The sequence below is a fragment of the Bradyrhizobium sp. USDA 4454 genome (assembly GCF_054822705.1).
Window position 1 is genome coordinate 1,125,545 of the sequence record NZ_JBTRCN010000001.1, and the last position, 25,501, is coordinate 1,151,045.

30 protein-coding genes, 1 tRNA gene and 2 pseudogenes are annotated in these 25,501 nt (G+C 65.2%); 17 read left to right on the forward strand and 16 right to left on the reverse strand.

The window, feature by feature from the left end; genetic code table 11:
• Positions 1-24 precede the first annotated feature (24 nt).
• Both ACVIW0_RS05175 and ACVIW0_RS05180 read left to right on the forward strand, forming a co-directional pair.
• Positions 25-324, forward strand: a complete 300-nt coding sequence (locus ACVIW0_RS05175) for a hypothetical protein (RefSeq protein ID WP_461351359.1) — start codon at positions 25-27, stop codon at positions 322-324.
• Between the two features lie 348 nt (positions 325-672).
• Positions 673-939 (forward strand): helix-turn-helix domain-containing protein, encoded by a 267-nt coding sequence (locus tag ACVIW0_RS05180; RefSeq protein WP_461351360.1) that lies wholly within the window; start codon positions 673-675, stop codon positions 937-939.
• Positions 940-970: 31 nt separating this feature from the next.
• Here the strand turns inward: ACVIW0_RS05180 and ACVIW0_RS05185 are convergent, their stop codons facing one another.
• Together ACVIW0_RS05185 and ACVIW0_RS05190 are read right to left on the reverse strand one after the other, a co-directional pair.
• Entirely contained in the window at positions 971-2,341 is a 1,371-nt protein-coding gene (locus ACVIW0_RS05185; protein ID WP_461351361.1) for a tyrosine-type recombinase/integrase, read from the reverse strand.
• A 210-nt stretch (positions 2,342-2,551) separates the two neighbouring features.
• Positions 2,552-2,636 (reverse strand) — tRNA-Leu (locus ACVIW0_RS05190).
• Between the two features lie 158 nt (positions 2,637-2,794).
• Between ACVIW0_RS05190 and ACVIW0_RS05195 the strand changes: the two genes are divergently transcribed.
• Entirely contained in the window at positions 2,795-3,367 is a 573-nt protein-coding gene (locus ACVIW0_RS05195; RefSeq protein ID WP_461351362.1) for a disulfide bond formation protein B, read from the forward strand.
• A 165-nt stretch (positions 3,368-3,532) separates the two neighbouring features.
• Here the strand turns inward: ACVIW0_RS05195 and ACVIW0_RS05200 are convergent, their stop codons facing one another.
• A complete protein-coding gene (locus tag ACVIW0_RS05200; RefSeq protein WP_461351363.1) occupies positions 3,533-4,618 on the reverse strand; it encodes an AbrB family transcriptional regulator in 1,086 nt (361 codons plus the stop codon).
• Between the two features lie 146 nt (positions 4,619-4,764).
• On the reverse strand, positions 4,765-5,049 hold the full coding sequence (locus ACVIW0_RS05205; RefSeq protein ID WP_461351364.1) for a PsiF family protein: 285 nt from the start codon (positions 5,047-5,049) through the stop codon (positions 4,765-4,767).
• A gap of 220 nt (positions 5,050-5,269) precedes the next feature.
• Between ACVIW0_RS05205 and ACVIW0_RS05210 the strand changes: the two genes are divergently transcribed.
• Positions 5,270-5,767, forward strand: a complete 498-nt coding sequence (locus ACVIW0_RS05210) for a hypothetical protein (RefSeq protein ID WP_461351365.1) — start codon at positions 5,270-5,272, stop codon at positions 5,765-5,767.
• Between the two features lie 61 nt (positions 5,768-5,828).
• Here ACVIW0_RS05210 and ACVIW0_RS05215 read toward each other — a convergent pair whose 3' ends face one another.
• Positions 5,829-6,386 carry a TetR/AcrR family transcriptional regulator gene (locus tag ACVIW0_RS05215; protein WP_461351366.1) on the reverse strand — a complete coding sequence of 186 codons (558 nt, stop codon included), beginning with the start codon at positions 6,384-6,386 and terminating at the stop codon, positions 5,829-5,831.
• A gap of 188 nt (positions 6,387-6,574) precedes the next feature.
• On the opposite strand from ACVIW0_RS05215, the gene ACVIW0_RS05220 reads away from it, so the two are divergent.
• From ACVIW0_RS05220 to ACVIW0_RS05245, 6 genes are all read left to right on the forward strand, one after another.
• A complete protein-coding gene (locus ACVIW0_RS05220) occupies positions 6,575-7,009 on the forward strand; it encodes an acyl-CoA thioesterase (RefSeq protein ID WP_461351367.1) in 435 nt (144 codons plus the stop codon).
• A gap of 5 nt (positions 7,010-7,014) precedes the next feature.
• A complete protein-coding gene (locus ACVIW0_RS05225) occupies positions 7,015-7,494 on the forward strand; it encodes a PaaI family thioesterase (RefSeq protein WP_461357246.1) in 480 nt (159 codons plus the stop codon).
• Positions 7,495-7,777: 283 nt separating this feature from the next.
• Positions 7,778-8,164, forward strand: coding sequence for a CidA/LrgA family protein (locus tag ACVIW0_RS05230; protein WP_461351368.1), 387 nt, complete (start codon positions 7,778-7,780; stop codon positions 8,162-8,164).
• On the forward strand, positions 8,161-8,883 hold the full coding sequence (locus ACVIW0_RS05235; RefSeq protein WP_461351369.1) for an LrgB family protein: 723 nt from the start codon (positions 8,161-8,163) through the stop codon (positions 8,881-8,883). The genes ACVIW0_RS05230 and ACVIW0_RS05235 overlap by 4 nt, the downstream gene beginning before the upstream one ends.
• A 191-nt stretch (positions 8,884-9,074) precedes the next feature.
• Positions 9,075-9,812 (forward strand): sulfite exporter TauE/SafE family protein, encoded by a 738-nt coding sequence (locus ACVIW0_RS05240; RefSeq protein ID WP_461351370.1) that lies wholly within the window; start codon positions 9,075-9,077, stop codon positions 9,810-9,812.
• Positions 9,813-9,860: 48 nt separating this feature from the next.
• Positions 9,861-10,526, forward strand: coding sequence for a DsbA family protein (locus ACVIW0_RS05245; protein WP_461351371.1), 666 nt, complete (start codon positions 9,861-9,863; stop codon positions 10,524-10,526).
• Positions 10,527-10,542: 16 nt separating this feature from the next.
• On the opposite strand, the gene ACVIW0_RS05250 is transcribed toward ACVIW0_RS05245, so the two are convergent.
• The gene (locus ACVIW0_RS05250; RefSeq protein ID WP_461351372.1) at positions 10,543-11,145 is read right to left on the reverse strand and encodes a CGNR zinc finger domain-containing protein; all 603 of its coding nucleotides are present in this window, start codon (positions 11,143-11,145) and stop codon (positions 10,543-10,545) included.
• Between the two features lie 74 nt (positions 11,146-11,219).
• Here ACVIW0_RS05250 and ACVIW0_RS05255 point away from each other — a divergent pair, with 74 nt between their 5' ends.
• Both ACVIW0_RS05255 and ACVIW0_RS05260 read left to right on the forward strand, forming a co-directional pair.
• On the forward strand, positions 11,220-11,897 hold the full coding sequence (locus tag ACVIW0_RS05255) for an AzlC family ABC transporter permease (RefSeq protein WP_461351373.1): 678 nt from the start codon (positions 11,220-11,222) through the stop codon (positions 11,895-11,897).
• Positions 11,890-12,192, forward strand: coding sequence for an AzlD domain-containing protein (locus ACVIW0_RS05260; RefSeq protein WP_461351374.1), 303 nt, complete (start codon positions 11,890-11,892; stop codon positions 12,190-12,192). The genes ACVIW0_RS05255 and ACVIW0_RS05260 overlap by 8 nt, the downstream gene beginning before the upstream one ends.
• A gap of 9 nt (positions 12,193-12,201) precedes the next feature.
• Here ACVIW0_RS05260 and ACVIW0_RS05265 read toward each other — a convergent pair whose 3' ends face one another.
• Both ACVIW0_RS05265 and ACVIW0_RS05270 read right to left on the reverse strand, forming a co-directional pair.
• Positions 12,202-12,408: a hypothetical protein gene (locus ACVIW0_RS05265; RefSeq protein ID WP_050629757.1), complete on the reverse strand. Its 207-nt coding sequence runs from the start codon at positions 12,406-12,408 to the stop codon at positions 12,202-12,204.
• A gap of 63 nt (positions 12,409-12,471) precedes the next feature.
• Positions 12,472-13,359, reverse strand: coding sequence for a LysR family transcriptional regulator (locus tag ACVIW0_RS05270; protein WP_461351375.1), 888 nt, complete (start codon positions 13,357-13,359; stop codon positions 12,472-12,474).
• Positions 13,360-13,479: 120 nt separating this feature from the next.
• Here ACVIW0_RS05270 and ACVIW0_RS05275 point away from each other — a divergent pair, with 120 nt between their 5' ends.
• Complete coding sequence (locus ACVIW0_RS05275; protein ID WP_461351376.1) at positions 13,480-14,220, forward strand: SDR family oxidoreductase; 741 nt, start codon at positions 13,480-13,482, stop codon at positions 14,218-14,220.
• A gap of 55 nt (positions 14,221-14,275) precedes the next feature.
• Positions 14,276-15,166: pseudogene (locus ACVIW0_RS05280) on the forward strand (SDR family oxidoreductase); the annotation flags it as partial.
• Between the two features lie 137 nt (positions 15,167-15,303).
• Here ACVIW0_RS05280 and ACVIW0_RS05285 read toward each other — a convergent pair.
• The 3 genes from ACVIW0_RS05285 to ACVIW0_RS05295 all read right to left on the reverse strand — a co-directional run bounded on the left by ACVIW0_RS05285 (position 15,304) and on the right by ACVIW0_RS05295 (position 19,110).
• Positions 15,304-16,371 (reverse strand): carboxylesterase family protein, encoded by a 1,068-nt coding sequence (locus tag ACVIW0_RS05285; protein ID WP_461351377.1) that lies wholly within the window; start codon positions 16,369-16,371, stop codon positions 15,304-15,306.
• A 23-nt stretch (positions 16,372-16,394) separates the two neighbouring features.
• Positions 16,395-17,366 (reverse strand): S1C family serine protease, encoded by a 972-nt coding sequence (locus ACVIW0_RS05290; RefSeq protein ID WP_461351378.1) that lies wholly within the window; start codon positions 17,364-17,366, stop codon positions 16,395-16,397.
• A gap of 235 nt (positions 17,367-17,601) precedes the next feature.
• Positions 17,602-19,110 (reverse strand): AMP-binding protein, encoded by a 1,509-nt coding sequence (locus ACVIW0_RS05295; RefSeq protein WP_461351379.1) that lies wholly within the window; start codon positions 19,108-19,110, stop codon positions 17,602-17,604.
• Positions 19,111-19,428: 318 nt separating this feature from the next.
• Between ACVIW0_RS05295 and ACVIW0_RS05300 the strand changes: the two genes are divergently transcribed.
• On the forward strand, positions 19,429-19,749 hold the full coding sequence (locus tag ACVIW0_RS05300) for a PilZ domain-containing protein (RefSeq protein WP_461351380.1): 321 nt from the start codon (positions 19,429-19,431) through the stop codon (positions 19,747-19,749).
• A gap of 72 nt (positions 19,750-19,821) precedes the next feature.
• On the opposite strand, the gene ACVIW0_RS05305 is transcribed toward ACVIW0_RS05300, so the two are convergent.
• Both ACVIW0_RS05305 and ACVIW0_RS05310 read right to left on the reverse strand, forming a co-directional pair.
• Entirely contained in the window at positions 19,822-20,121 is a 300-nt protein-coding gene (locus ACVIW0_RS05305) for a hypothetical protein (RefSeq protein WP_461351381.1), read from the reverse strand.
• A gap of 157 nt (positions 20,122-20,278) precedes the next feature.
• Positions 20,279-20,732 (reverse strand): annotated as a pseudogene (locus tag ACVIW0_RS05310) (LysR substrate-binding domain-containing protein); the annotation flags it as partial.
• On the opposite strand from ACVIW0_RS05310, the gene ACVIW0_RS05315 reads away from it, so the two are divergent.
• Positions 20,674-20,799, forward strand: a complete 126-nt coding sequence (locus ACVIW0_RS05315) for a hypothetical protein (protein WP_461351382.1) — start codon at positions 20,674-20,676, stop codon at positions 20,797-20,799. The pseudogene ACVIW0_RS05310 and the gene ACVIW0_RS05315 overlap by 59 nt on opposite strands.
• Positions 20,800-21,313: 514 nt before the next feature.
• Here ACVIW0_RS05315 and ACVIW0_RS05320 read toward each other — a convergent pair.
• The 3 genes from ACVIW0_RS05320 to ACVIW0_RS05330 are packed head-to-tail and all read right to left on the reverse strand — an operon-like array spanning position 21,314 to position 23,749.
• Positions 21,314-22,345: a peptidoglycan -binding protein gene (locus ACVIW0_RS05320; protein ID WP_461351383.1), complete on the reverse strand. Its 1,032-nt coding sequence runs from the start codon at positions 22,343-22,345 to the stop codon at positions 21,314-21,316.
• Positions 22,346-22,366: 21 nt separating this feature from the next.
• The gene (locus ACVIW0_RS05325; protein WP_461351384.1) at positions 22,367-22,735 is read right to left on the reverse strand and encodes a VOC family protein; all 369 of its coding nucleotides are present in this window, start codon (positions 22,733-22,735) and stop codon (positions 22,367-22,369) included.
• A gap of 15 nt (positions 22,736-22,750) precedes the next feature.
• Positions 22,751-23,749 carry a flagellar motor protein MotA gene (locus ACVIW0_RS05330; RefSeq protein WP_461351385.1) on the reverse strand — a complete coding sequence of 333 codons (999 nt, stop codon included), beginning with the start codon at positions 23,747-23,749 and terminating at the stop codon, positions 22,751-22,753.
• A 546-nt stretch (positions 23,750-24,295) separates the two neighbouring features.
• Here ACVIW0_RS05330 and ACVIW0_RS05335 point away from each other — a divergent pair.
• Positions 24,296-25,501, forward strand: coding sequence for an efflux RND transporter periplasmic adaptor subunit (locus tag ACVIW0_RS05335; protein WP_461351386.1), 1,206 nt, complete (start codon positions 24,296-24,298; stop codon positions 25,499-25,501).

Genomic DNA, 25,501 nt, shown 5'->3' on the forward strand with positions numbered 1-25,501 from the left:
AAATCGTCTCATGTGGAGGTTTTGATGAAGCAGGTTGGTATGACGCGTGGTTGCGCATTCTTGCCCAAAGAACACACACTCGCGGCGCGTACGCTTCTCTACTGGACTGACCTACGTGACGAAACCATCATTCTAAGTCAGTTCTTTGAGATGTATCCGACCGGCGCACGACAAGAGATGCCGGGTCCGGCCACGGTCTGGGCAAACGGTCTGTCTGGCACGCCAATGATTGTGGCACGCGAGCCTGCACACGAACGAAAAGTGGACGCATCTGGTGCGGTTTCTGGTGCGGTGGTCGTTCTGCGAGCAACGAGAGCCAAGTAAGATATTGATCCCATTGGTGGGCCCGGCAGGACTCGAACCTGCAACCAGACCGTTATGAGCGGTCGGGCTGACGTCGCTTGACAAAATCTTCGCGCATCAATCTTCTCCCGTTCTTACGCGAGGCAGTTTATCACGCCTGCACCGCTCACGCCTTATTGAACGGTTTCATCACATGCGCTGAAGCTTGCCAGAGCTTGATGTGCATGTGGCGTAACTCGATTGAAATTGCGACAGCTCAGCTCGTGAATTTTCGGAGCTGTTGAACTGCCTTCACTATTGGGTTTTGCTAATCCGATCTGTCTCCCGCGTGCTGCAATCAAGCGACTGCTCTCGTGACAAGGAGAGACTATGACGGATGATCTATTGGAAGAGGATGGGCGGAGCTCGCCCAGAAACCCGCTTTCTCCTACGAGCGATCGCGACGTGAAAGTGGTCCCGTTTCGGGAGCGACTCAGCTGCACGGTGGACGAGGCCTGCACGGTAACGGGCTTGGGACGCACGAAGCTTTATGAGTTGATTGGATCGGGCCAACTTGCCACAACAACGATTGGGCGTCGGCGCTTGGTGATAGTGCGATCGCTTCTTGAACTTGTGGGCACAACTATTTCGGCGTGACCAAGCCTTAATCAGCCTGATAGGCGCGCGCTCAGCGCTGCGCGCCTCCCTTGATCGGAATGACCCTCTTGGGATTGAGCCAGTGGTCAATCCGATCGGCCCAATGCTGCATCAGCTTTGTGCGCGAGCCGATCAGCGCGAGCGGTCCGTGCTTCTTGTAGAGACCTTCGACGGTAGAGCTATCGAGATGCGCGAGCTGCAGCTCGACGACATCACCGTCCCACGCTTTGGCGTCCTTGATCTCTTCGTGGTGAGACAAGGTCGAGAAGGTGGTCCGAAATCCGTGGGCACAATGTTCAGTCTTGGTGTCAATGCCAAGCAGCCGTAAGCGCTTGTTGAGCGTATTGTTCGACAGAGGCGTGTCCCTGGAGCAGGAGAACGCGTACCGGCGATGACCCGTTAGCTTCTGAACGCTCCTAAGAATCGCAAGTGCCTGGCGTGACAGAGGCACGACGTGGTCCCAGCCAGTCTTCATCTTGGCGGCTGGAACAGTCCAGCGTTCGGTGTCCCAATCGACCTCGGTCCACTCCATTTCATTGACCATCCCGGGGCGAGGAACGGTCAGCGCGTCGAAGCGTAAGGCAAGGCCAACAACGTCACTAAACCTCGCTCTCGTCCACGGTGCGCTGATGAGCTTGAAAACGCGCGTCACGTCGCGTGGTTCGGTGACGCCAGGACGCGGCGTCGAAATGTTCGCAATCATCTGTCCATTCAGGTTACGGAATGGATTGTAGCCGTCTCCTTCGACATCGGCATAGTCGCAGATTTGCTCACCGATGCTGCGCACGCGGTCGCGGGTTTCCAGCTTCCCGTCGGCTTCATATGAACGCATGAAAGCGAGCACGTCCGGACGCTTAATGTCCTGCCTGCACAGCTTGCCGAAGCGGCCCTTGACGTAGCCGACGCGAAGCTCAAGCACCTCGATGGTCTTGGGATCGCGCACCGCTACGACCCTGCCGCGTTTGACTTTCTCCACTTTCTTCTTCGCGAGCCACTCGTCCGCCCATTGCCCGAAAGACCGGGCGGCCGCCTGCCTGTGCTTGTCCAGCTGCTTCTCGGTGCTCGGATCTTTTCCTTCCTTAAGCTGCTCTTTGGCCTTGTCGCGCTCGCGCCGCGCGTCAGCAAGAGAGAACGAGCCATCACTGCCATTGCCGTAAGGGCCAATGGAGTAGGTTTTCTGACGGCCGTGGAATCGGTAGCCCATCCGCCAGAGTTTGGAAGCAGCGTGCCCGGGCCTACTCACGTCGGGCGTGACGAATAGATAGAGGCCGCCGCCGGTCACGTCGGAAATCTTGGCCGGGCTCCACGCGCCGCCGCCGAATTTCGGTCGGGCGGCGCGGCAGTCGACGTCGCTCCTGATCTGCTTGGGGTTTGAGTACGCGCCGTCGTTCTTGCGAGCCATCTGCTCAATTCCATAGTTCGGAATAGCGGAAGTCACCGTGAACGTCTGTTCTCCCGATACCAACAAAAATACCAACAAATCGCGCGGCTGGGGTTGGATGAGAACAAACGGTGACGAACACCGATTTATGCAGAAGTGCCGATTTTTCAAGGGCTTGGAGTGCTGTGCGGACGGCTGCGGACGCTCGCGAACGGGCCCGAACGACCTAGTTGGTGCCCCTGGCCGGAATCGAACCAGCACTCCTTGCGGAACTCGATTTTGAGTCGAGCGCGTCTACCAGTTCCGCCACAGGGGCATTCGCGATGGTCCAGGCCGGGATAAGGCCGGGGTCGCGAAGCGCGGCGGACTATAGCGGGCGGCCCGTCACGGTCAACCCGCGTGGATGTGATTGTCCCGCGCCTCGACAGCGGTAATTTCGCGCGATACGACCCGGATTGAGCATGGAGGACGGCCATGACCTTCCGGAACGATGCTCGCAGGAGGATCGACGTGACGATTGCCACTGCCCATCCGTCGCATGCTTCTGCCGCCGGCAATCCGGCGCTGACCTCGGCCCTGGCGATTGCCGTGATCGCGGCCGCGACGCTGGCCGGCGCCTGGTTCTTCCAGCTCGTGCTGGAGATCATGCCCTGTCCGCTCTGCCTCGAGCAGCGCTATGCCTACTATCTCGCGGTCCCGCTCGGTGCCGTGGTGGCGCTGGCGGCCGCCCGCGGCACGCCGCGCCCGCTGCTGCTCGCGGGCCTCGCGATCCTCGGCCTCGCCGCGCTCGCCAATGCCGGACTCGGCACCTATCACGCCGGCGTCGAATGGGGATTCTGGCCGGGACCGACCGATTGCACCGGCCCGATGGTGGATTTCGGCAAGGCCGGCTCGCTGCTGGACCAGCTCGACAAGGTCAAGGTGGTCCGCTGCGACGAGGTGCAGTTTCGCTTCCTCGGCATTTCGCTCGCCGGCTACAACGTGCTGATCTCGCTATTGATGGCCGCAATCGCCGGCTGGGGCGTGATGCGGGCCGCGAAGGCGTGAATTCGACACCCACGCTTGCGCGTTATCAGTCATGCTGAGGAGCGCGGTAGCGCGTCTCGAAGCATGCACGGCCACCAGCCGGGCCGTTCATCCTTCGAGACCCGCGTTCCGCGCTCCTCCAGCGACAAAGGCGAAGCCTTTGCGCGGGGATGACGGTTGGTAGACTCAATCGTCGACGTCGTCCTGCGGCCGGCCGAACAGATGGATGATGCCCGGCGTCGAGATGGTGACGAACAGGAAGCGCGACAGATGATGCGCGCCGACGAAGATCGGGTCGATGTGCAATGTCAGCGCCAGCGCCAGCATGGCGTCCATCGCGCCGGGCGCGAAGGCGACCACGACATCGGCAAGCCGCACATGGGTGGTGAAGCCGATCACCGCGACGAATACTGCGGAGATTATGATCGCGATCGCGAACGAGCCGAGCCCGGCATTGACGTGGCTCAGCAGGGTCGAGGTCTTCATCCGCGCGAAGCGGGTGCCGATAATGGCGCCGATGCCGACCAGCGCGATGTTGCGGAGCCAGGGCGGCAGGCCGCCATCGATCAGGCCCGAGCCGTGCAGCAGGCTGGAGGCGAGCATCGCGCCGAACATCCAGCTGGCGGGGAATTTGATCCAGCGCAGCAGCAGCGACACGCCGATCGAGAGCGCGATCAGGGCCGTGAGCCCGAACGGCGAGGCGACCGTGGTCGGCAGTGGCGGCGGCGCGGCATGCGTCACGCCGGTCAGTGCCAGCACCATTGGCAGCGCCGCGGTCAGGATGATGACGCGCATCGTCTGCACCACGGCGATCGCCGCGACGTCGGCGCCCTTCTCCGCGGCCAGGATCGTGATCTGCGACAGCGCGCCGGGGCTGCCGGCGAGGAAGGCCGAGGTCTGGTCCCAGCCATGGACGCGCTGCAGATAGAGGCTCGATCCGAAGGTCGAGCAGAACGTCGCCAGCGCCAACAGGCCGATGGTCAGCGGATAGGAGCTCATATGCTGCAGCAATTGCTGCGACATCAGCGAGCCCAGCGAGACGCCGAGCAGCAGCAGCACCGACTGCGTCAGCACCGGCGGCACCGCGAGCGGCCGGCCAGCCAGTGCGGCGATCGCGACCGCCACCATCGCGCCCGAGATCAGGCCGCCCGGCAACTCCGCCCATAAAAACAGCAAGCCGCCGCCGGCGCCGATGACGAGAGTCTCGAGCCCGTTCAGAACTTTGCTGCGGTCGGGAATGGCTGACGCCATCGAAGCGCGGATCAGGGTCACGCCGCCTTATGGCAAATTCGCAACCGCGCGACAAATGCATCTCGCGATTGCAGCATTGCGCCGGAAAACGCGGGCGACTCGTGCGGCGCACAGATTTTCACCCTCCCCGATGGGGAGGGTGACGAACGTCGAGATCTATCTGCGTATTACTTGGTCGGTGCGGGCGCGGCGGCGGCGCCGCCTGCCGCGTTCTTCTTGCACTCGGAACGGAATTTCTTGCGCTCCTTGCCGTGCAGGCCCTTGGCATCGGCTTCCTTCGAGCATTCCAGCGACTCGGCGGTGCGCGGCTTGGCTTCCTTGGGCGCCTTGGCCGCAGTGGCCGCGGGAGCGGCGTCCTTGGCGGCGGGCGCGGCAGTTTGCGCGAAGACTCCGCCCATCAATAGCAGGGAGGCAAGGGCAGTTGCGGTCGCGAGCGTGGAAATCGTCTTCATGGGGCACCTCGTGAGGAAAGGAGCCGAAACGTCGCGCGGCGATGCTGAACCGTGGATGAACATGCCGAGGTGCTGCCACCACAATATTTTAGCGCCCAGGCGCGCCCGCACGTTGTCGCAAGTTGGGGTTGCGCTAGGATAATGGTCTTATGCCAATGCTCCCCAAGGGAAGCCTCCAAAGGGAAACCGACGGGAAACCAGGGATGATGGGAGACGTGGGATGACTATTCAGACCAGATTGTTGTGCGTGATTGCGGTGTCGGGCTTTGCAGCCTTTGCGGTGAGCGCGCCGGCGCAGGCCCTGACCGCGCAGGAATGCAGCGCCAAGTACCAGGCGGCCAAGTCGGCCGGCGCCCTCGGCGGCCAGAAGTGGAATGATTTCCGCAAAGCCCAGTGCGGCGCCGACGCGACCCCGGCTGCGGCCCCCGCCGCTGCTCCGCCGCCCGCCGCCGCCGCGCCGGCTCCGGCCGCGCCGAAGGAAGCCAAGCAGGCGCCGGCTGCCGCGCCCACGACGCCGGCTGCCCCGTCAGGACCCGCCGTGTTTCCGAACGCGGTCGATCCCAAATACGCCAAGGAGACCGAAGGCAAGCAGCGCATGCACAGCTGCCTCGACCAGTACAACGCCAACAAGACCACGGGCGGCAATGGCGGCATGAAGTGGATCCAGAAGGGCGGCGGCTATTACAGCGAATGCAACAAGAAGCTGAAGGGCGCCTGAGCCCGGCCGGAGCTGACACCAGCGGCCGGCGCAAGCCGGCCGCTTTTGGTCGACGCCGCTACTACCGGCTTTCCGCCAGCAGCTTGTCCGCCGATTGCGCCAGCAGTTGCGCCCGCTTGCGTGCGCCGCGCTGTGGGAACAGGAGGCTCTGCCCGAAGATGAAGCAGTAGAACAGGAAGGCCTGCGCATCGGCCTCTTCGCTCGACAGTCCGGCGGCGCGGTAGAGCTGGCCGACCTGCTTCAGCCGCGCGGCATCGACGCTCGCGGCGGCCGCGGCGGCGGCCTCGTCGGTGCGTGCCCATTGCCGGATCGCGAGCTCGACCGCCATCGCCTCGGTGTTCATGCGCTCCGAATAGAGCGTGATGATCGCCTTCAGCCGCTCGCGTGCGCTGGCGCCGTCGAGCGCAGTCTGCTTCTCGATCGCTGCGATGCGGCCGTCGCGCCAGCGCGTCAGCATGGCCTCGAGCAGCGCGGCGCGATCCCTGAAGCGGCGGTAGAAGCCGCCCTTGGTGACGCCGAGATTCTTCGCCAGCACCTCGACCCGCACGCCGTCGATGCCGCTATGCGCGAGTTCGGCAAAGCCGGCCGCGACCCAGGCATCGCCCTTGCTTTCAGTCATGTCATCTCCGCGGATCCTCATGCGCGATAGGACCGTCATCGCGAGCGAGTCTCTAATTTGTTGTTTGAGCATGATCTTTTCGGAAAACCGCTCCGCACTTTTCCCGATCATGCTTTGATACGGTACCGTATTGCTAGCCTGCTTCGTCCTTGATACGCTACCGTATCAAAAATCGAAGGAGGAGTACCATGGAGGGCGAGGCGACCTATCGCGGCACGGTCTATCCCTGGCACTGCGACCACATCGGCCACATGAACGTCATGTGGTACGTCGGCAAGTTCGATGAGGCGAGCTGGAACATGTTCGCACGGCTTGGCCTGACGCCGAGCTATCTGCGCGAGTCCTGCCGCGGCATGGCCGCGGTGCAGCAGAACATCTCCTACAAGCGTGAACTGCTCGCCGGCGACCTCGTCGAGGTCAAGAGCCGGCTGGTCGAGTTCCGTGACAAGTCGATCCGCATCCTGCACGAGATGCGCAATGCCGAAGCCGGCGAGATCGCCGCGACCTGCGAGATCACGGCCGTGCATATCGACCGCGCCGCGCGCAAGGCAGCGCCGTTCGCGCCGGCGATCCGCTACGCCGCGATGCCGCATCTCGTGCCGTCCGAACCGGTGAGCGCGTGACCACGATGCCTCGCTTCGAGCCGAAGAATCCCGATTTTCGCGCAGTCGCGGCCGATACGTTCGCGCGCCAGCGTGCGATGCAGACGCTCGGCATCTCGATCGCGCGGATGGAGCCCGGCGAGGTCGATCTCGCGATGCCCTATGCGGCGGAGTTTTGCCAGCAGAACGGCTTCGTGCATGCCGGCATCATCACCGCGGGTCTCGACAATGCCTGCGGGATCGCGGCCTTCACGCTGATGCCCGAGAGCTCCGACGTCCTCACCGTGGAGTTCAAGACCAATCTGCTGGCGCCGGCCCGCGGCGAGCGGTTCGTGTTCCGCGGCGTCGTGATCAAGCCCGGCCGCACGCTGACCGTCTGCGACGGCCGCGCCTATGCGGTGACGGACGGCATCGAGACGCTGGTCGCGACCATGAGCGGGACGCTGATGGCGCTGCAGCGACGGGAGCAGAGAGACACGACTCAGACTCCATCACCGTCACCCTGAGGAGCCGCGAAGCGGCGTCTCGAAGGGTCGACGGCCACACACTCTCGGCAGACGGAGATGCAACGCGCGGATGTACCGGGGGCCGTGCATCCTTCGAGGCTTGCTCAGCGGCGCAATTGCGCCGCAAGGCTCGCACCTCCAGCGACAATGGCGAAGCCTTTGCGCGGGGATGACGGGTCTTGCCGTTCGATCGAGCGCGATGACGCGAGTGTGCATGCAGACGCATTGACAACCCATCGTCCCGGCGACCTGATAGCTGGATGCTTCGCGCGAGCGCCCTGCCATGATCGCCAGCCTCAGTCTGATCCTGCTCTGCCAGCTCGTCGGCGAGGTTGCGGTGCGGGCGCTCGCGGTGCCGGTGCCGGGCCCGGTGATCGGGCTGGTTCTGCTGCTGTTGCTGCTGTTGGCGCGCGACCGGTATCCGGCGCTCGCGCGCGGGCCGCTCGGCAATGACGGCGTCGAGAGCGCCAGCCGCGGCATGCTCGCCAATCTGTCGCTGCTGTTCATCCCGGCCGGCGTCGGCGTGGTGCAGAAACTCGATCTGCTCGCCGAGCACGGCACGGCGATTCTGGCGATCCTCGCGGTATCGGTCATCGTCACGCTGCTGGCGACGGTTGCGACCTTCGTCGCGGCGAGCAGCCTGTTCTCGCGCGACGAGGAGGCTCCGTGAGCGACAACCCGTTCTCGCTCTGGGTCTACCTCTCGCAGTCGCCGTTGCTCTGGCTGACGGTGACGCTGTTGACCTATGCCGTGACCGATGCGGTATCGCTGAAGACGCGGCGGCATCCGCTCGCCAATCCGGTGCTGCATTCGCTGTGGATCATCGGCGCCTTCCTGCTGCTGACGCACACCTCCTACACCACCTATTTCGCCGGTGCGCAGTTCGTGCACTTCCTGCTCGGGCCGGCGACGGTGGCGCTCGCGGTGCCGCTCTACGAGAACCGCAAGCGGGTCGCGGCCGCGGTGCTGCCGATGCTGGTCGCGCTCGCAGTCGGCTCGCTGACGGCGATCGTCTCGGTGGTGCTGCTGGCGCGGGCGTTCGGCCTGCCGCGCGACATCATCCTGTCGCTGGCGCCGAAATCGGTCACCGCCGGCGTCGCGATGGGCATCAGCGAATCCCTGCATGCCGATCCCTCGCTGACGGCGGTCTCGGTGATCCTCACCGGCATCATGGGGGCGATCATCGTCACGCCGCTGATGAACTTCAGCGGGATCACCGACTATCGCGGCCGCGGCTTTGCCGCCGGGATCGCCGCGCACGGCATCGGCACGGCGCGCGCCTTCCAGGTCGACGAGGTCGCCGGCGTCTTTGCCGGCATCGCGATGAGCCTGAATGCGCTGGTCACCTCGCTGCTGGTGCCGCTGGCGGTGACATATCTGCTGCGCTGAGCATGAGCCGGAAAAGTGGCATCCGGCTTTCCGAAAGGATCATGCTCAAATAGAGAGACGCCGTTACATGGCAGTTTTGTGCTATTGCTATGGCAAAGAATAGCAAATCCTTCTAGGGTGCGGCCGCAAACGCGAGTCTGTTCCCCTTGGTCTTCTCTGCAACTCAAAGCGTGCTTGGGCTGGCGTCGGGCATGCTGGTCGGCTTTTCGCTGGGCCTGGTCGGCGGCGGCGGGTCGATCCTGGCCGTGCCGCTGATGGTCTATGTGGTCGGCGTGCCCGAGCCGCATGTCGCGATCGGTACCTCGGCGATCGCGGTCGCCGCCAATGCCGCGATCAATCTCTCCAACCATGCCCGTGGCGGCACCGTGATCTGGTCCTGTGCGCTGGTGTTCGCGCTGGCGGGGATGCTGGGGGCGTTCGGCGGCTCGATCCTCGGCAAGATGCTGGAGGGCCAGAAGCTGCTCGCCTTGTTCTCGATCGTGATGCTGGTCATCGCGGGCCTGATGCTGAAGACCCGCGCGCGGCTCGGGCTGACCGACGTCAAGGTCTCGATGTCCAACATGCCCGCGATCATCGGCCTTGGCCTTGCGACCGGAACCATGTCGGGTTTCTTCGGCATCGGCGGCGGCTTTTTGATCGTGCCGGCGTTGATGCTGGCGACCGGGATGCCGATCATGAACGCGGTCAGTTCCTCGCTGGTGGCCGTCACCGCCTTCGGCATGACCACGGCCCTGAGCTATGCGTGGTCCGGGCTGGTGTCGTGGGGCCTGGCGGGGCTATTCGTCGCCGGTGGCATCGCGGGCGGCCTGTTGGGCACACGCAGTGCCCGGCACTTGTCGGAACGCCGCGGCGCCCTGAATATTATCTTTGCGACTGTGATTATCGTGGTGGCGATCTATATGCTGCTGCGTAACATCAACGTGTCCTGAACGTAGAAGGGCCAAGAGCCCTTCCGAAAGCCAGCCATGAACCACCCGATGACATCGCCCTTGATCAAGGCCGGAACCACCCGCCGCGCCGCGCTCGGCCTGTTTGGTGCCGGCATCGCGCTCTTGGCCGCGGGCGGCGCGCGTGCCGAGGACGACAACGTCCTGACCGAGGATCAGGTGCTGCGCGATCCGGATATTCCTGTGATCGGCAACGCCAAGGGCGACATCACCATCGTCGAGTGGTTCGACTACAACTGCCCGTATTGCCGCAAGCTCGCCCCGGAGCTGCGTCAGGTGGTGCAGGACGACGGCAAGGTTCGCGTGGTGCTGAAGGATTGGCCGATCCTCGGGCCCGTCTCGAAGGTCGCGGCGCGGATGGCGCTGGCGGCGAAGTACCAGGACAAGTTCGAGGCCGCGCATGAGGCGATGATCTCGGTCAATTCGCGCATCACCGAGCCGCGCATCGCCGAGCTGCTTTCGGGCGCCGGCCTCGACATGGACCGGCTGAAGATGGATCTCAACACCAACGCCAAGGCGATCGACGCGATCCTGTCGCGCAACAACGAGCAGGCGATGGCGTTCGGCTTCAACGGCACGCCGTCATTCATCGTCGGCAAGTATCGAGTGCCTGGTGTGCTCAGCATGGATCAGTTCGAGCAGGCGATCGCCGACGCCCGCAAGGCCAATATGGGCCGCAAGATCGAGCAGAACTAAGCCCCTTCGCGTGGACTCACGCGGAGCCCTTGCGCTTGGCATAGGCGCGCCGCGCACGCTCGCGATTGCCGCAGACTTCGCTCGAGCACCATCTGCGGGTTCGGTTCGGGCTCTCGTCGACAAAGAACCAGCCGCAGCCATCGGCCTCGCAGCACCCGATGCGGCCGGCGTCGTCGGACGCCAGCAGGGCCGTCAGCGACCACAGCACCGGCCATAACGGCTCCGTCACGTCGGTCCCTGCCAGCGCGTGGCGATAGCCGCGATCCTGCCGCACCAGGTCGGGTTGCCGGGGCGTCGCTGCAAGCAACCGATTGACGAGACCAAGGTTCGCGCCGCGGCCGCCGCGCAGCGCGTCCGAGATGCTCCAGATGTCGCGGCGCAAATCATACGCCGTCTGCATCGCGCTAGCGGCCTCGCGGCTCGCCGCACGCGCTTTCAGCTTTTTGGTCGCGGCAAGCGGCAAGGTCCCGCGGCGTTCGCTCCAGGATAGCAGCGCCGCATAATCCGGGATCAGCTCCTGCGGATCGTTGGAGGTGCGCCAGTCCAGCGTGTTGGCGAAGTCGAGGCAGACCCGTCCTCCAAAAAACTGCGTCGCTGCCCGCGCGGGGTCTCTTGACATCACGGCCTCCCACCCAGTCTAATATAATGGTCATGACCATTACAAGTGCCCAGCCACCCCGATCCGTCCCGACGATGACGTCAGCTGGATTCCGGCGTGGCCTGGTCGCGGCGCTGCCTTTCCTGCTCAGCAACGGCGCCGCCGGCCTCGTGATGGGACTGACCTACAAGGCGCTTGGGCTGGGAGCTGCGCATGCAATCCTGTTCAGCCTGCTGGTCTACTCCGCCACGGCGCAGGCGATCACGCTCAGCATGTGGGCCAGTCCGCTGCCGATCGTCGCCATGGTGGTCGCCTGCATCGCCACGAATTCACGATACTTACTGATGGGCGCCCATCTGCGCCAGCTGTTTGGCGGATTGGCACCCCGGAAGATGCTGCCCAGCCTGTTTCTGCTCGCGGATGCGTCGTGGCTGATGACGAGCTCGGACGCGGACCGCAACGGGCCCGACGCGGGCTATCTGTTGGGATCAAGCATCCCGATGGCGGTCGGCTGGGTTGGCGGCACTGCGCTCGCCTATGCCGCGCCGCTCGCGGCGAACGGACCGCTCAGGCTTGCCGCCGCGTTGCTGCCGACGATGTTCATCGCGACCCTTATTCCGAGCCAATGGAAGAACGCGCGATCGCCCTGGCCGTGGCTGACCTCGGCCGTCGTAGCGCTGCTCGTTGCCCGCTTCGTGGATCCCAGCTGGTCGATGCTGATCGGAGGCGGCTGCGGCACGCTGGTGAGCATGATGGAGCCGAGCGATGCATGACTTGCAGGTCCTCGGCGTCATCTGCATCCTCGGCGTCACCTGCTATGCCATGCGCGCCGGCGGATACGTCCTCGCCGCATCTATGCGCGAGGACGGCATCGCCGCGCGGTTTCTCCGGCTCGCGCCCGGCAATCTGTTCATCGCATTCATTGTCGGCGGCTGCCTGTCGGGCGGGCCGGCAGGCTTGGTCGGGACCGTGGTCGCGCTGGTGACGATGGCGATCACGGCGCGGGAATGGGCCGCATTGGGAGCCGGGTTTGGCGCTGCGCTAGCGGCGTCCACGATCGGATGGTGACGGCAGCGATTACTTCGACGCGATCTTGTCCCACTGCTCGCGGGTACGCGTCTTCAGCAGATTCCAGTCATGGGCCGCGACGTCCCAATTGACGATGGTGCGGGTGTCTTGCGCGACCTCGCCATTGGCCACACTCGATGTCCGCATCGAATCGGCCACATAGACGCCGCAAACCAGCAGCAGCGCGCCCAAGATCATGCCGAAAAACGTCCGCATCGCTCAATCCCTCCGGTGTCGGCGGAATAACGTTGGAGGGTTCGCTGTGGTTCCGGCGATCGATCAACTGCGCGCGAACACACGCATGACATAATCGATGAACACGCGTACCCGCGGCGAGAGCTGGCGGTTGCGCGGGTAGAGCAGGGAGACCGGCACCGACGGCGGCGGGCATTGCTGCAGCACCGGGATCAGCGTGCCGTTGGCGAGATCGGCTTCGGCATGGAAGCGCGGCACCTGTACGAGGCCGAGACCGAGTTTGGCGCTCGCCAGATAGCTCTCGGGGCCGGTCACCGACATCGGCGAGGGTAGCGGAAATTGCTTGAGCGCGCCGTCGATCACGAACTCCATCGGCCGCAACCGGCCCGTCGTCAGCGAGCGGATGCCGATCATGCGATGACCGTCGAGTGCGAGCGGATCGGTCGGCGTACCGAAGCGCGCAAGATAATCCGGCGTGGCGCAGGTCAGCCGCTCCAACATCGTCACCTGCCGCGCGATCATGTCGCTGTCCGGCAATTGGCCGAAGCGCAGCACACAGTCGACGCCTTCGCGAATCAGGTCGACCCAGCGATCGCTCTCGCTCATGTTGATCTCGATGTCGGGATACTCAGCGAGAAAGCCCGGCAGGTTCGGCAGCAGGAAGTGCCGCGCCAAGGTGCCCTGCACCTCGAGCCGCAGCAGGCCCTTCGGCCGCGCGCCGCCGAACGCGCCCTCGGCGTCTTCGAGGTCTGCGATCAGCGACAGGCAGCGCCGGTAATGCGCCTCGCCGTCGAGCGTCGGGCGCACCGTGCGCGTGGTGCGTTCGAGCAGCCGCACGCCGAGCCGCGCTTCCAGGCCCTTCACCGCGTCCGTCACCGTCGATCGCGGCAGAGCGAGATCGTCGGCGGCCAGCGAAAAGCTGCGCCGCTCCACCACCCGGACGAACACGCGCATCGCGTCGAAACGGTCCATTCCATTATCCGAAAATAACGAATAGTGATGCCGGATAATGCATGATTATCCGGATAATGCCAAAGGGTAGTGTCCTCCCATCGAACGCGGCTGAGCCGCACAACCCGATGGAGACTGGAAATGACCAACCAAACCAACAAGGTAGCCCTGGTGACGGGCGCTTCGCGCGGGATCGGCGCGGCGGTTGCCGAACGCCTCGCCAGGGACGGCTTCATCGTCGTCATCAACTACTCCGGCGATGCCAAGGCCGCCCAGGGGGTGGCCGACAGGATCGAAGCCGCCGGCGGCCGGGCGCTGACCGCGAAGGCCGACGTCAGCGACGCCAACGCGGTGCGCGGCCTGTTCGACGCGGCGGAAGCGGCGTTCGGCGGCGTCGACGTGCTGGTCAACAATGCCGGCATCATGAAGCTCGGCAGGATCGTCGACAGCGATGACGCGGCGTTCGACCAGCAGGTCGCGATCAACCTGAAGGGCAGCTTCAACACCATGCGCGAGGCGGCCCGCCGGCTGCGCAATGGCGGCCGCATCGTCAACCTCTCGACCAGCGTCGTCGGGACGAAGCTCGAGACCTACGGCATCTATGTCGCGACCAAGGCGGCGGTGGAATCGTTGACGGCGATCCTGTCCAAGGAATTGCGCGGCCGCGGCATCACCGTGAATGCCGTCGCGCCCGGCCCAACCGCGACCGACCTGTTCCTCAACGGCAAGTCGGACGAGCTGATCGAGCGCTTCGCCAAGATGGTGCCACTGGAGCGGCTCGGCACGCCCGACGACGTCGCCAATGCCGTGTCGTTCCTCGCCGGTCCCGATGGCTCCTGGATCAACGGCCAGACCCTGCGCGCCAATGGCGGCCTGGTCTGACGTCTTCGCCTTCAATCCAACGCGCGTTCAACCCGATTTCACAAGGATATGTGTCATGAAACAGGTCATCGTCATCACCGGCGCCTCGAGCGGCTTCGGCCGCCTCACCGCCATTGCGCTCGCGCGGGCCGGCCACACCGTCTACGCCTCGATGCGCCACACCTCCGGCCGCAACGCCGCCGCGGTCGCCGACATCGAGGAGTTCGCCCGCGACAACAAGGTCGATCTGCGCGCGCTCGAGCTCGATGTCGGCTCGCAGGCATCTGTCGATCAGGCGATTGCGCAGATCATCACTGAGGAAGGCCGCCTCGACGTCGTGATGCACAATGCCGGCCATATGGTGTTCGGGCCGGCGGAAGCCTTCACGCCCGAGCAGCTCGCCGAGCTCTACGATGTCAATGTGCTCTCGACCCAGCGCGTCAATCGCGCAGCGTTGCCGCAACTGCGCAAGCAGGGCAGGGGGCTGGTGATCTGGGTGTCGAGCAGCTCTTCGGCTGGCGGCACGCCGCCCTATCTCGCGCCGTATTTCGCGGCGAAGGCCGGCATGGATGCGATGGCGGTGATCTATGCTCGCGAACTCGCGCGCTGGGGCATCGAGACCTCGATCATCGTGCCCGGCGCCTTCACCGGCGGCACCAACCATTTCGCGCATTCCGGCCGTCCGGCCGATGAAGCGCGGGTCGCCGAATATGAGGCCGGTCCCTATGCCGGCTTCGGCGAGGAGATCATGAAGGCGTTCGCCGCGATCGTGCCGGAGGATGCCGATGCGTCGCTGGTTGCGGATGCGATCGTTGAGGTGGTCGACACGCCGTTCGGCAAGCGGCCGTTCCGTGTCCACATCGATCCGACCCAGGACGGTGCCGAGGTTGCCTTCGGCGTGATCGACCGCGTCCGCAACGAGATGCTGCACCGGGTCGGGTTCTCCGACCTACTCAAGCCGCGGGTGAATGAGTGGCCCGGCGCTTTCCCCATGTCATTGCGAGCGAAGCGAAGCAATCCATCGTCCCGCAAGTGGTGGCATGGATTGCTTCGTCGCTTCGCTCCTCGCAATGACGGGGAGATAGTCCCTCAAGTACCGTTCGCTCACCCACCATTCAGCCACTGCATGATCTCCGCATTGATCTCGCGCGGATAGGTGTGGCTGAGGTCGTCGATCTCGCGATAGGTCACCTTGGCGCCGGCGGCCGACAGCAAGCCCTGGGTCTGTCGCGCGGTCTGCACCGGGAACATCCAGTCAAGCTTGCCGTGGGTGATGAAGATCGGCAGGCCGCGCAGCCTGTCAGCATCAGCCATCTCGGCCATCAGCGGATGGAAGGTCGCCGCGACCGGCGCCAGATGCGTGAAGCGCGAGGCGCCGTCGAGCCCGCTGACATAGCTGAACGTGCCGCCGTCGCTCATCCCGGTCAGCAGCATGCGCGTTTCGTCGATGTTCCAGCGTTCGCGTACCTGGTCGAGGATGCGGTTGAGGTTCGGCGTGTCGCTGTCGTCGCCCATCAGCGCCCAGGTCTGGCCGGTTGCGGTCGGTGCCACCAGGATGGCGCCGCGGCTGCGCGCGTCGCGCAGCCAGCTCCACAGGAAGCCGCGGCCATTGCCGCTGCCGCCGTGCAGCGCCATCACCAGCGGCCAGTCCCGGTCGGCCGTGTAATATTCCGGCACGTACATCGAGAAGCCGCCGCGGCTGCCGGGCTCGTTGCGCTCGTGGAAGATGCCGGTGTCGGCGTTGGGCTTGGCGGCGAGCTTCGCCAGCAGCCCGGCATCCTCGCGCAAATCGGGCGTCATGAAGAAGCCGCTGACCGGCGGCAATTCGGTCAGCGGATAGAGCGCCTCCTGCGCGCGCGGCAGATAGCGCAGCGCGCGGAACACGCTGACGAGGTCGCCTTCGCCGTTCTGCACCGCGCGCAGCCCCGCATAGCCGGCGAGCGCCGGTTCGATCGCAGCTTCCAGCGCCGCCTTGATGTGCGCGAATTTCTCCGGCCAATCGGCCAGCCGCGGCCGCACCGCCTGCAAGGCTTGCTCCGGCGCGCCCGCGATCTGCATCACGCGATCGAAGTCCGGCGGGTTGAGGTTGCGCGCGACAAAGGCCAGCGATTCCAGCGTCTGCAACAGCGGCGGCAGCACGGCCACGATGTCGTCGACCACGGCCTCGCTCATCGCCACTGCCTCTTCTTTTTTGCTCAGTGCAGCCGCGGTGCCTTCAGCAGCTTCATGCGATCGATCGAGGTCAGCGTGACGTCGAAGGTGACGCCCTCGTGGTAGACGGTCAGCGGCACGTCGACGCCGGCCGAACCGAGTGACCAGAGCTTGCGGTAGAAGCCGGTCTGGCTCGTCACCTTGTCGCCGTCGACCGCGAGGATCACGTCGCCGGTCTTCAGCTCGGCGCGCGCCGCCGGTCCCTTGCTCGCGACGCCGACCACCACGAGGCGGTTGTCGATCTCGGTCGTGTACATGCCGAGCCACGGCCGTGCCGGCCGGTCGACGCGGCCGAACCTGCACAGGTCGCCGAGCACCGGGCGCAGCAGATCGATCGGCACGATCATGTTAACGTGTTCGGAGCGGCTCGAGCGCTCGCGTTCGAGCTGCAGCGAGCCGATGCCGATCAGCTCGCCGTCCTTGTTGATCAGTCCGGTGCCGCCCCAGTTCGGGTGTGCCGGGTAGGTGAAGATCGCCTCGTCGAGCAGGTATTCCCAGTAGCCGGCGAATTCCTGCTTGGCCGCGATCTGGCTTGCGACCGAGCGGGTGCGGCCGCCGGCGCCGCCGAGCACGACGTTGTCGCCGACCTGCGTCGCAGCCGACGAACCGATCGGCAGCGGATCGATGTCGAGTCGTCCCAGCGCCTGCACCAGGCCGAAGCCGGATTCGAAATCGAAGCCGAGCGCATGGCCCTCGACCGCGCGGCCGTCGCCGAGATGCAGCCACACCGTGGCGGCTTCGGTGATCAGATAGCCGATCGTCAGCACCAGCCCGCGGTCGATCACCACGCCGTTGCCGGTACGCTCGGTGCCGAGCGTCTCGGCACTGAACGCGTCAGGTGGAATGATCGAATGCAGCCCGACCACACTCATCAGTGCACGATCGAGGTCATAGCGATAGTCCTCGGGGCGAGGCTGAAAGGCCGCTGGCACTTTCCATTCGGTCGTGGACGGCATTGGGGATCTCCTGGCGTGCAGCGTGCTGGAACCTCATGGTAGTCCGAGGTTCTGCCGGCAGGGAAGATGGAATGATATACCCTGCGCGGCGGCCTGCACAGCTCATCTGGCGTGCAGACCTGCCCGTCGCAAGATCAAACGAACCTGTTCGCTTTTTGCTTTTTGTTGGGCATGATCTCCGCGCAAACCCGTTCCGGGTTTGTCGCGCGGGAAAACCGCTTCGCACTTTTCCGGATCATGCCTTCGCGCGCGCCGGCATGATGCGGAAGGCGCGGTTGTCCTTGATCCAGGCGGCGCGCTCGTCGCGCAGCATGGTACGGCGGACCTTGCCGGAATCATCGCGCGGCGCGGTGGCGACGCGCTCGAAACTTTCCGGATGCTTGTAGCGGCTGAGCCGGTCTTTCAGGAAATCGCCCATGCCGTCGGCGATCGCGTGCGCATCGGCAGTCTCGGCGAGTTCGAGGATCGCATGCACGCGCTGGCCGAATTCCGGATCGGGCAATCCGACCACGACGCAGGAACGCACCTCGGGATGCTCGCTGACCGCGGCCTCGACCTCGGCCGGATAGATGTTGGCGCCGCCGCGCAGCACCATGTCGGCGAGGCGGTCGCCGAGATAGAGGTAGCCCTCCTCGTCGAGCCGGCCGATGTCGCCGAGCGATTCCCACCCGTCCGGCCGCCGCTTCGGCGTGGCGCCGAGATAGTGATAGGTGGTGCCGGCGCCGTCATTGGGCAGGAAATAGATCTCGCCGGTCTCGCCGGGCTTAACGTCGTTGCCATCCTCGCCGATGATGCGCAGCTTCGCGGTGTCGCCGATCTTGCCGACCGAGCCCTTGTGCGCCATCCATTCGACGCCCGAGATCACACAGGCGCCCTGCCGCTCGGTGCCGCCATAGAGCTCCCAGACCCGTTCTGGGCCAAGCCATTCGATCCATTTCTCCTTCAGCCAGGGCGGCATCGGAGCAGCCATGTGAAACACGATCTGCAGGCTGGAGACGTCGTAGCGGTTGCGCACCTCTTCAGGCAGCGCCCAGATCCGGTGCATCATGGTCGGCACGAAATTGACCCATTGCACGCGCTCGCGCTCGATCAGCCGCAGCGTCTCCTCGGCGTCGAACTTCACCATGCCGGTCAGCTTTCCGCCGCCGAACAGCGCGGAGTGCGCCAGGATGAACGGTGCGTTGTGATACAGCGGGCCCGGGTTGAGCAGCGAGGCCTGATGCGGGATCCCGAGCATCAGCGGCGTCGTGGTCTCGATCACGGCGGGGTTGTGATCGAGGATCACCTTCGGCCGGCCGGTCGAGCCGCCGCTGGTCATCGCCTTCCAGTAGCGCGCGACCGGCGCATCGAGCGGCTCCTCGGAAAATCCATCCGGCACGAAATTCACCGGCAGCGAGTTCGGCGCATTCCAGTCGGCCTCGCCGCCGACCACCAATGACGGCTTGAGAATCTCGAGCACCGCGGCGGCTTCGCCGCGCGGCAGCCGCCACGACAGCGAGGTCGGCGTCGCGCCGCATTTCCACACCGCGAAAGTCGTCTCGAAGAATGCGTTGCTGTTGGGCAACCCGATCGCGACGAAGTCGCCGGGCTTGACGCCTTTGGCGGCGAAGGCGCGCGCCCGCGCATTGGCGCGGTGCTCGAGCTGATGCCAGGTCAGCGTCTCCGTGCCATGACTGATCGCGATCGCATCAGCGGGCTTGCGTTCGGCATACCAGCGCGGCACGTCGGCGAGGGGGAGAAGCATGGGTCGTTTCCGTCGGAAAAGGCGGCTTGAAGCGCTCTTGTTGCAGGGATGTGGCGGGGGCCACGGCCGCCACTTCACCAATTAAGCGGTCGCCATGTCAAGCCGATGGCTGTTCGCGCAGCCGGTATCCCGCTGATGGAATTGTGGAATCCCCGTTTGCTAAAAGCCCCGTCAAGATTCCGGTAAAGTTCAAGCGATCGCGCTAAGCCGGACTTTACGGGGGGACGGCATTGTGGCCGGTGCGGTTCTGTGCCGGCGCGTCGATCGGCGCGCGCGGACTCCAGTTTTCAATGACCAATGTCTTCAAGGACGATGACGATGGCGAGCAATGGAGCACGGATCAAGGTCAGTCGCGAGCCGCGGCGCCAGCTCAACAACCGTGCGGCGTGGATCACGGTCGATGATGGCGTGACAGAGAACGAATGCGCCGTGGTGGATATTTCGCCGGGCGGCGCCAAGATCACCACCGAGGTCGCGTTCGACGTCAAGGACCGCCTTGCGCTGACGCTGCTTGCCGATCATGCCAAGCGCTACCCCTGCGAGGTGGTCTGGCGTCGCGGCAACACCTACGGGCTCAAATTCGTGATGACGGAAGCCGAGCCGGATGAACCGGCCGCGGAGCCGGCCGGCGCGATCTAACGCGGCGCATCTATCGAACAATGTTGAACTGAGTGCTCGGCCTGGCGCATCGCCGGACGCATCAGTGTGCCTTCAACGGCGTATGCGAGCAGGCGGCGTCTGAGCGTCGCCCGCGTTGTTGCTGTTGCCGGCATTGCCGGTCGTGGAGCCCGGAAGCGCCGGCGCCGCACTGAAATTGCCGCCGGATGACGGTGCATAGCGCTGGCCGCTCTGGGTCGGAAGCGCGCTGCCGCCGATGCCGCCCGACGGAGCGGCGCGGTCGCCGGGCTGCGGCGGCAGCGGGGAGCCGCCGACGCCTTGGGCGAGAAGCTGGGCCGGCGCGAGGGTGAGGCCGGCGGCGACGATGATGATGGCGAATGTGGTCTTGAGCATGATCTGTTCCGGGATGGCGCGGCAGCCGCGGCGGAAGATGTGACGTCCGTCAAACCCGCGCGATGATATCACGGATAACGTCGGACGTGTTGGTCCCGTTGCAAGGGCCGTCGCTCAACCGTGAAGCACATCTGCGTGTGTCGGACCTCGGCGAATATCAGCCGCGATAGCGCAGCGCATCGACCAGAAGGGCGAAGGCCGGAGCGGATTGGCGGCGGCTTGGATAATACAGGTGATAGCCGGGAAACGGCGCGCACCAGTCGTCGAGCACCTCGATCAATTGGCCCTTGCCGAGCTGCGTGCGCACCTGATCCTCGGCGACATAGGCAAGTCCCAGTCCGGCCAGCGCCGCCTTGATCCGCAAGGTCGTGCTGTTGAACACCAATTGTCCGTCGACGCGGACCTTGAGCGGGCGGCCGCGCCGCTCGAACTCCCAGGCATAGATGCCGCCATGGGTCGGCAGGCGGATGTTGATGCAGGCATGCTGGGTCAGGTCCTGCGGCCGCCTCGGGCTCGCGCCGCTTGAAGTAGGAGGGGGCACCGACCACGACCATGCGGAAATCCGGCCCGATCCGCACCGCGATCATGTCCTTGGCGAGCTGTTCGCCGAGCGTCGCCGCGCTCGAGGTGCAGGGCGCGCGCTATCCGGAGCAATTGCTCGGATTGGTCGGGCGTTAGGGAAAAGCTCGCTAGAACGTTTTCGACCGAAGTGGATACCGGATCGCGTGAAGAAAACGCATCTCTCGTACGTGCGTCACGCGTGAGGAGGGCACGCTGTTTAGGCTCCCTCCCCCCTTGCGGTCCCCTTGCGGGGGAGGGCTGGGGAGAGGGGTGGCTCCGGGCGAGATGATCGACGAAAAGCACAACCCGTGCAATCCCACTCCGTTGTCGTCGTGACGAATGCGGAGAGCGCCGTGTGGCACCCCTCTCCCTAACCCTCTCCCGCAAGGGGAGAGGGAACCCTCACGCCGGTGGCTCCCTCACGCGCGCGTGCCGCTGGGTTGCTCGACCGCATGCGCGGGTGATGACACCGCAAATTCTTCTCGTCATTCCGGGGCGACGGGAAGCGTCGAGCCCGGAATCCATTTCTCCCCAAGCGATGCGGCCTGATGGATTCCGGGTTCTCGCTTCGCGAGCCCCGGAATACCGCTGGGTGAGCAGCGGGCCCGACGGATGGTTTATCGCAGCGGCCTCATCTCTCCGTCAGCTTCAGCTCGATGCGGCGGTTGCGTTTGTAGGCGTCTTCGGTTTGCGCGGTGTCGAGCGGCTGGAATTCGGCGAAACCGGCGGCGACCAGGCGCTGCGCCGGCACGCCGCGCGAGATCAGGTATTGCACCACCGAGATCGCGCGCGCCGAGGACAATTCCCAGTTCGACTTGAACAGCGGGCTGTTGGTGATCGGCCGCACGTCGGTGTGGCCGTCGACGCGCAGCACCCAGGCGATCTCGGCCGGGATCTGCTTGTCGAGGTCGATCAGCGCGTTCGCCACGGTATCGAGCTCGGTCTTGCCCTCCGGCAGCAAGGTTGCCTGCCCGGTGTCGAAGAACACTTCCGACTGGAACACGAAGCGGTCGCCGACGATGCGGATATCGGGGCGGTTGCCGAGGATCGCGCGCAGCCGCCCGAAGAACTCCGAGCGGTATTTCGACAGTTCCTGCACCCGCTGCGCCAGCGCGACGTTGAGGCGCTGGCCGAGATCGGCGATCCGGTTCTGCGATTCCTTGTCGCGCTTCTCGGAGGCGTCGAGCGCCTCCTCGAGCGCGGCGAGCTGGCGGCGCAGCGCGCTGATCTGCTGGTTCAGCACCTCGATCTGCGCCAGCGCGCGCGACGACACGCTCTTCTCGGACTCCAGCGCCTTGTTGAGCTCGGCGGCGCGGCCCTGTGCGTCGTTGCCGGAATTGGCGAGCCCCTCATACAGCCCCTTCATGCGGTCGCGCTCGCTCTCGGCGGAGGCAAGGCCAGCGCGCAGCTGCGACACCTGGTCATCGAGCGTCAGCTTTGACAACTTCTCCAGCGACAGCAGCTCATTGAGCTGGGCGATCTTGGCGGTGAGCTGCTCCAGCGCCTTGTCCTTGCCGGTAACCTCCTGCGACAGGAAGAACTGCACGACCAGGAACACCGAGAGCAGGAACACGATCGACAGCACCAGCGTCGACAGCGCGTCGACAAAGCCGGGCCAGTAGTTGAAGCCGGATTCGCTGCGGCGCGAGCGGGCGAGAGCCATCTGGTTTCCCTTTAGTTCCAGTCAGTGCGGCGCATGGCAGACGGCCTCGATGTTGTGGCCGTCGGGGTCCAGCACGAAAGCACCGTAGTAGTTTGCATGATAGTGCGGCCGAATTCCGGGCCGCCCATTGTCCCTGCCGCCGGCCTTGATCGCGTCCTCGTAGAAGCGATCGACGGTGGCGCGATCGTTTGCCGTGAAGGCGATGTGGGCGCCGGTCTGCGGCGTGCTGCGCCGGCCGATCCAGAAGAAGGCCTTCGGATGCACGCCATAGCCGGCGAACGCGTCACCCTCCGCATACAGGCGGCTGATGCCAAGGGAGCGCAAAGCCGCATCATAGAAGGCCTTGGACCGCTCGATATCGCCGATGCCGATGGTCACGTGGTCCAGCACATCGGCCTCCGTGGCTCAGCTCTTCTCGGGCTGACGGGCGAGGCGTTCGAGCAGCCGCTTGATCTCGCGGTTCTGCTCGCCCTGGCCGTCGGCCCATTCGCGGATCATCTGCTGCTCGGTGCGCATATGCGCGACCAGTCCCTGGATCGCCTCGGCCAGATTGGCCATCGCCGCCGTGGTGTTGCGGCCGCCCGCGCCGCCGCCGCCTTCCTCGAGCGTGGCGCGCAGCCGGTCGATCGCGCCCTGCATCTCGGCGCCGCCAGCGCCGGCCTCGTCGCCGGAAATGCCGCGCACGGTGGTGGCGAGCCAGTCCTCGAGGTCGGTGTAGAAGCGGTTCTGGGCCTGGCTCGATTGCAGATCGAGGAAGCCGAGGATCAGCGAGCCGGCGAGGCCGAACAGCGAGGACGAGAACGAGATGCCCATGCCGCCGAGCGGGGCGGCGAGGCCCTCCTTCAGCGTGTCGAACAGCGCACCGGAATCGCCGCCGACCTTGAGCCCGTCGATCACCTTGCCGACCGAGCCGACCGTCTCGATCAGGCCCCAGAAGGTGCCGAGCAGGCCGAGAAACACCAGAAGGCCGGTCATGTAACGCGAGATGTCGCGGGCCTCATCCAGCCGGGTTGCGATCGAATCCAAGAGATGCCGCATGGTCTGCTGCGTGATCGACATCCGCCCGCTGCGTTCGCCGCCGAGAATGGCCGCCATGGGGGCGAGCAGCGTCGGGCGGCGGTCGATCGCAAGGCCGGGATCGGCGATGCGGAAATTATTGACCCAGGCGACCTCGGGATAGAGCCGGATCACCTGGCGGAACGCCAGGATGATGCCGATCAGGAGCACCGCGCCGATCAGGGCGTTCAGCCCGGGATTGGCGAAGAAGGCGGTGACGATCTGCTTGTACAGCACGACCCCGACCAGGCCGCAGAGCACCAGGAACACCAGCATCCGCACCAGGAAGATCCTGGGCGAGGACAGCTTGCTCAGTTCGATCTCCATGTCGGAGCGGGAAGGGGGCATTGCCGGGTCATCCGTTCGCGAAGGCCGCATCTGCCAGCAATATGGCACAGCGGCGCAGTGAGGAAAGCCGAATCCAAAGGCTGTCGGCAGAACCTCGGGTTGATACGGAGCGGACTGTTGCCGCTTTGCGCAGCTTTCCGGGGCGCCGGCGCATCGGCGTGTGCAGAAGGTGCCAATCCCGCGTGCAGATCGCGAGACGAACGCGGGGTGCTTCGACGGGGGTGCACCACGATCGGGGGCGCGATCGCGATTTCGCGCGCCGCGCATGACGCGTTGGTAACCTGCGACATTCCTGCACAAGCGAAGGCCGCGTTCCCGCTCCCGCAGTCCTTAACGCATTCCCACAGCCTCCGATGGAACCCGCTCACAATCCAGTGAGTCGGCAAAACATGCCGCAAAATCAGAACGATAGGTTTGTGTGACATTGAGCCGCCCGACAAACGCATTGCGTCGCAGCAAGCAGGATTTATTTTTGGCGGCAGAAGCGGTGCCGCTGTGGCGCCGCCGTTTGTTTATTCCCAGCCAACCACAGGGGCGATCATCTCAATGTCTGGACTTCGCGCGCAATCGGCATGCATTGCTCTGATGCTGGCCGTGACGGCGCCACTGCTTGCAGGCTGCGACGAGCCGACCACCGCAACCGCCGCCGCACAAGCACCCGAGCCGGACGTCAGTGTCGTCACCGTGAAGCCGCAGGCCCGCGCGATGGTGCGCGAGCTGCCGGGCCGTATCGCGCCGACCCGCGTCTCCGAGGTGCGCCCGCGCGTCTCCGGCATCGTGGTCAACCGCATGTTCCATCAGGGCAGCGAGGTGAAGGTCGGCGACCCCCTGTACCAGATCGATCCGCGGCCGTTCGAGGTCGAATTGCAGTCGACCGAGGCGGCGCTGGCGCGCGCCAAGGCCGTGCTCGAGCAGACTGCGCTGCAGGCCCGCCGCATCGCGACCCTGACCAACCAGCGTGCGACCTCGGAAGCCGAGAACGAGAGGGCGATCGCCAATTTGAAGCAGGCCGAAGCCGACGTGCAGGGCCGCGAGGCTGACGTCGCGCGTGCGAAGCTCAATCTGGATTACGCCACCATCCGTGCGCCGATCGACGGCACCATCGGCGCTGCCGTGATCAGCGAGGGCGCGCTGGTCGTGCAGAACGACCCCACCAGCCTTGCCACCATCCAGCAGCTCGATCCGATCTATGCCGACTTCCAGCAGTCGGTGACAGAGATGAACCAGCTCCGCCGCGCCTTCGAGAGCGGCGATCTCGACCGCATCGCGCCCGACGCGATGAAGGTTCGCCTCGTGCTCGACGACGGCTCGATCTATCCGCTGCCGGGCAAGCTGTTGTTCTCCGACGCCAAGGTCGACGCCTACACCGGGCAGGTGACCCTGCGCGGCGAGTTCCCGAACCCGCATCGTATCCTGCTGCCGGGCATGTATGTCCGCGTGCAGATCGAGCAGGGCATCGACTCGGACGCAATCGCGGTGCCGCAGCAGGCGATCCAGCGCAATGGCGGCGGCGGCAGCGAGGTGTTCGTCGTCAAGGACGACAATCTCGTCGCGGTGCAGCCGGTGCGCACCGGTTCGCTGCAGGGCGGCACCTGGTTCGTGACCGAGGGCCTGAAGGCCGGCGACAAGGTCGTGGTCGAGGGCTTCCAGAAATTCGCCGCCGGCGACAAGGTCCGGCCGCTGGCCTGGCGTGAGGTCGATGCCGCTGCGGCAGCGACGGATTCTCCGCAGACCGCGCACGCGGTGCGGTGA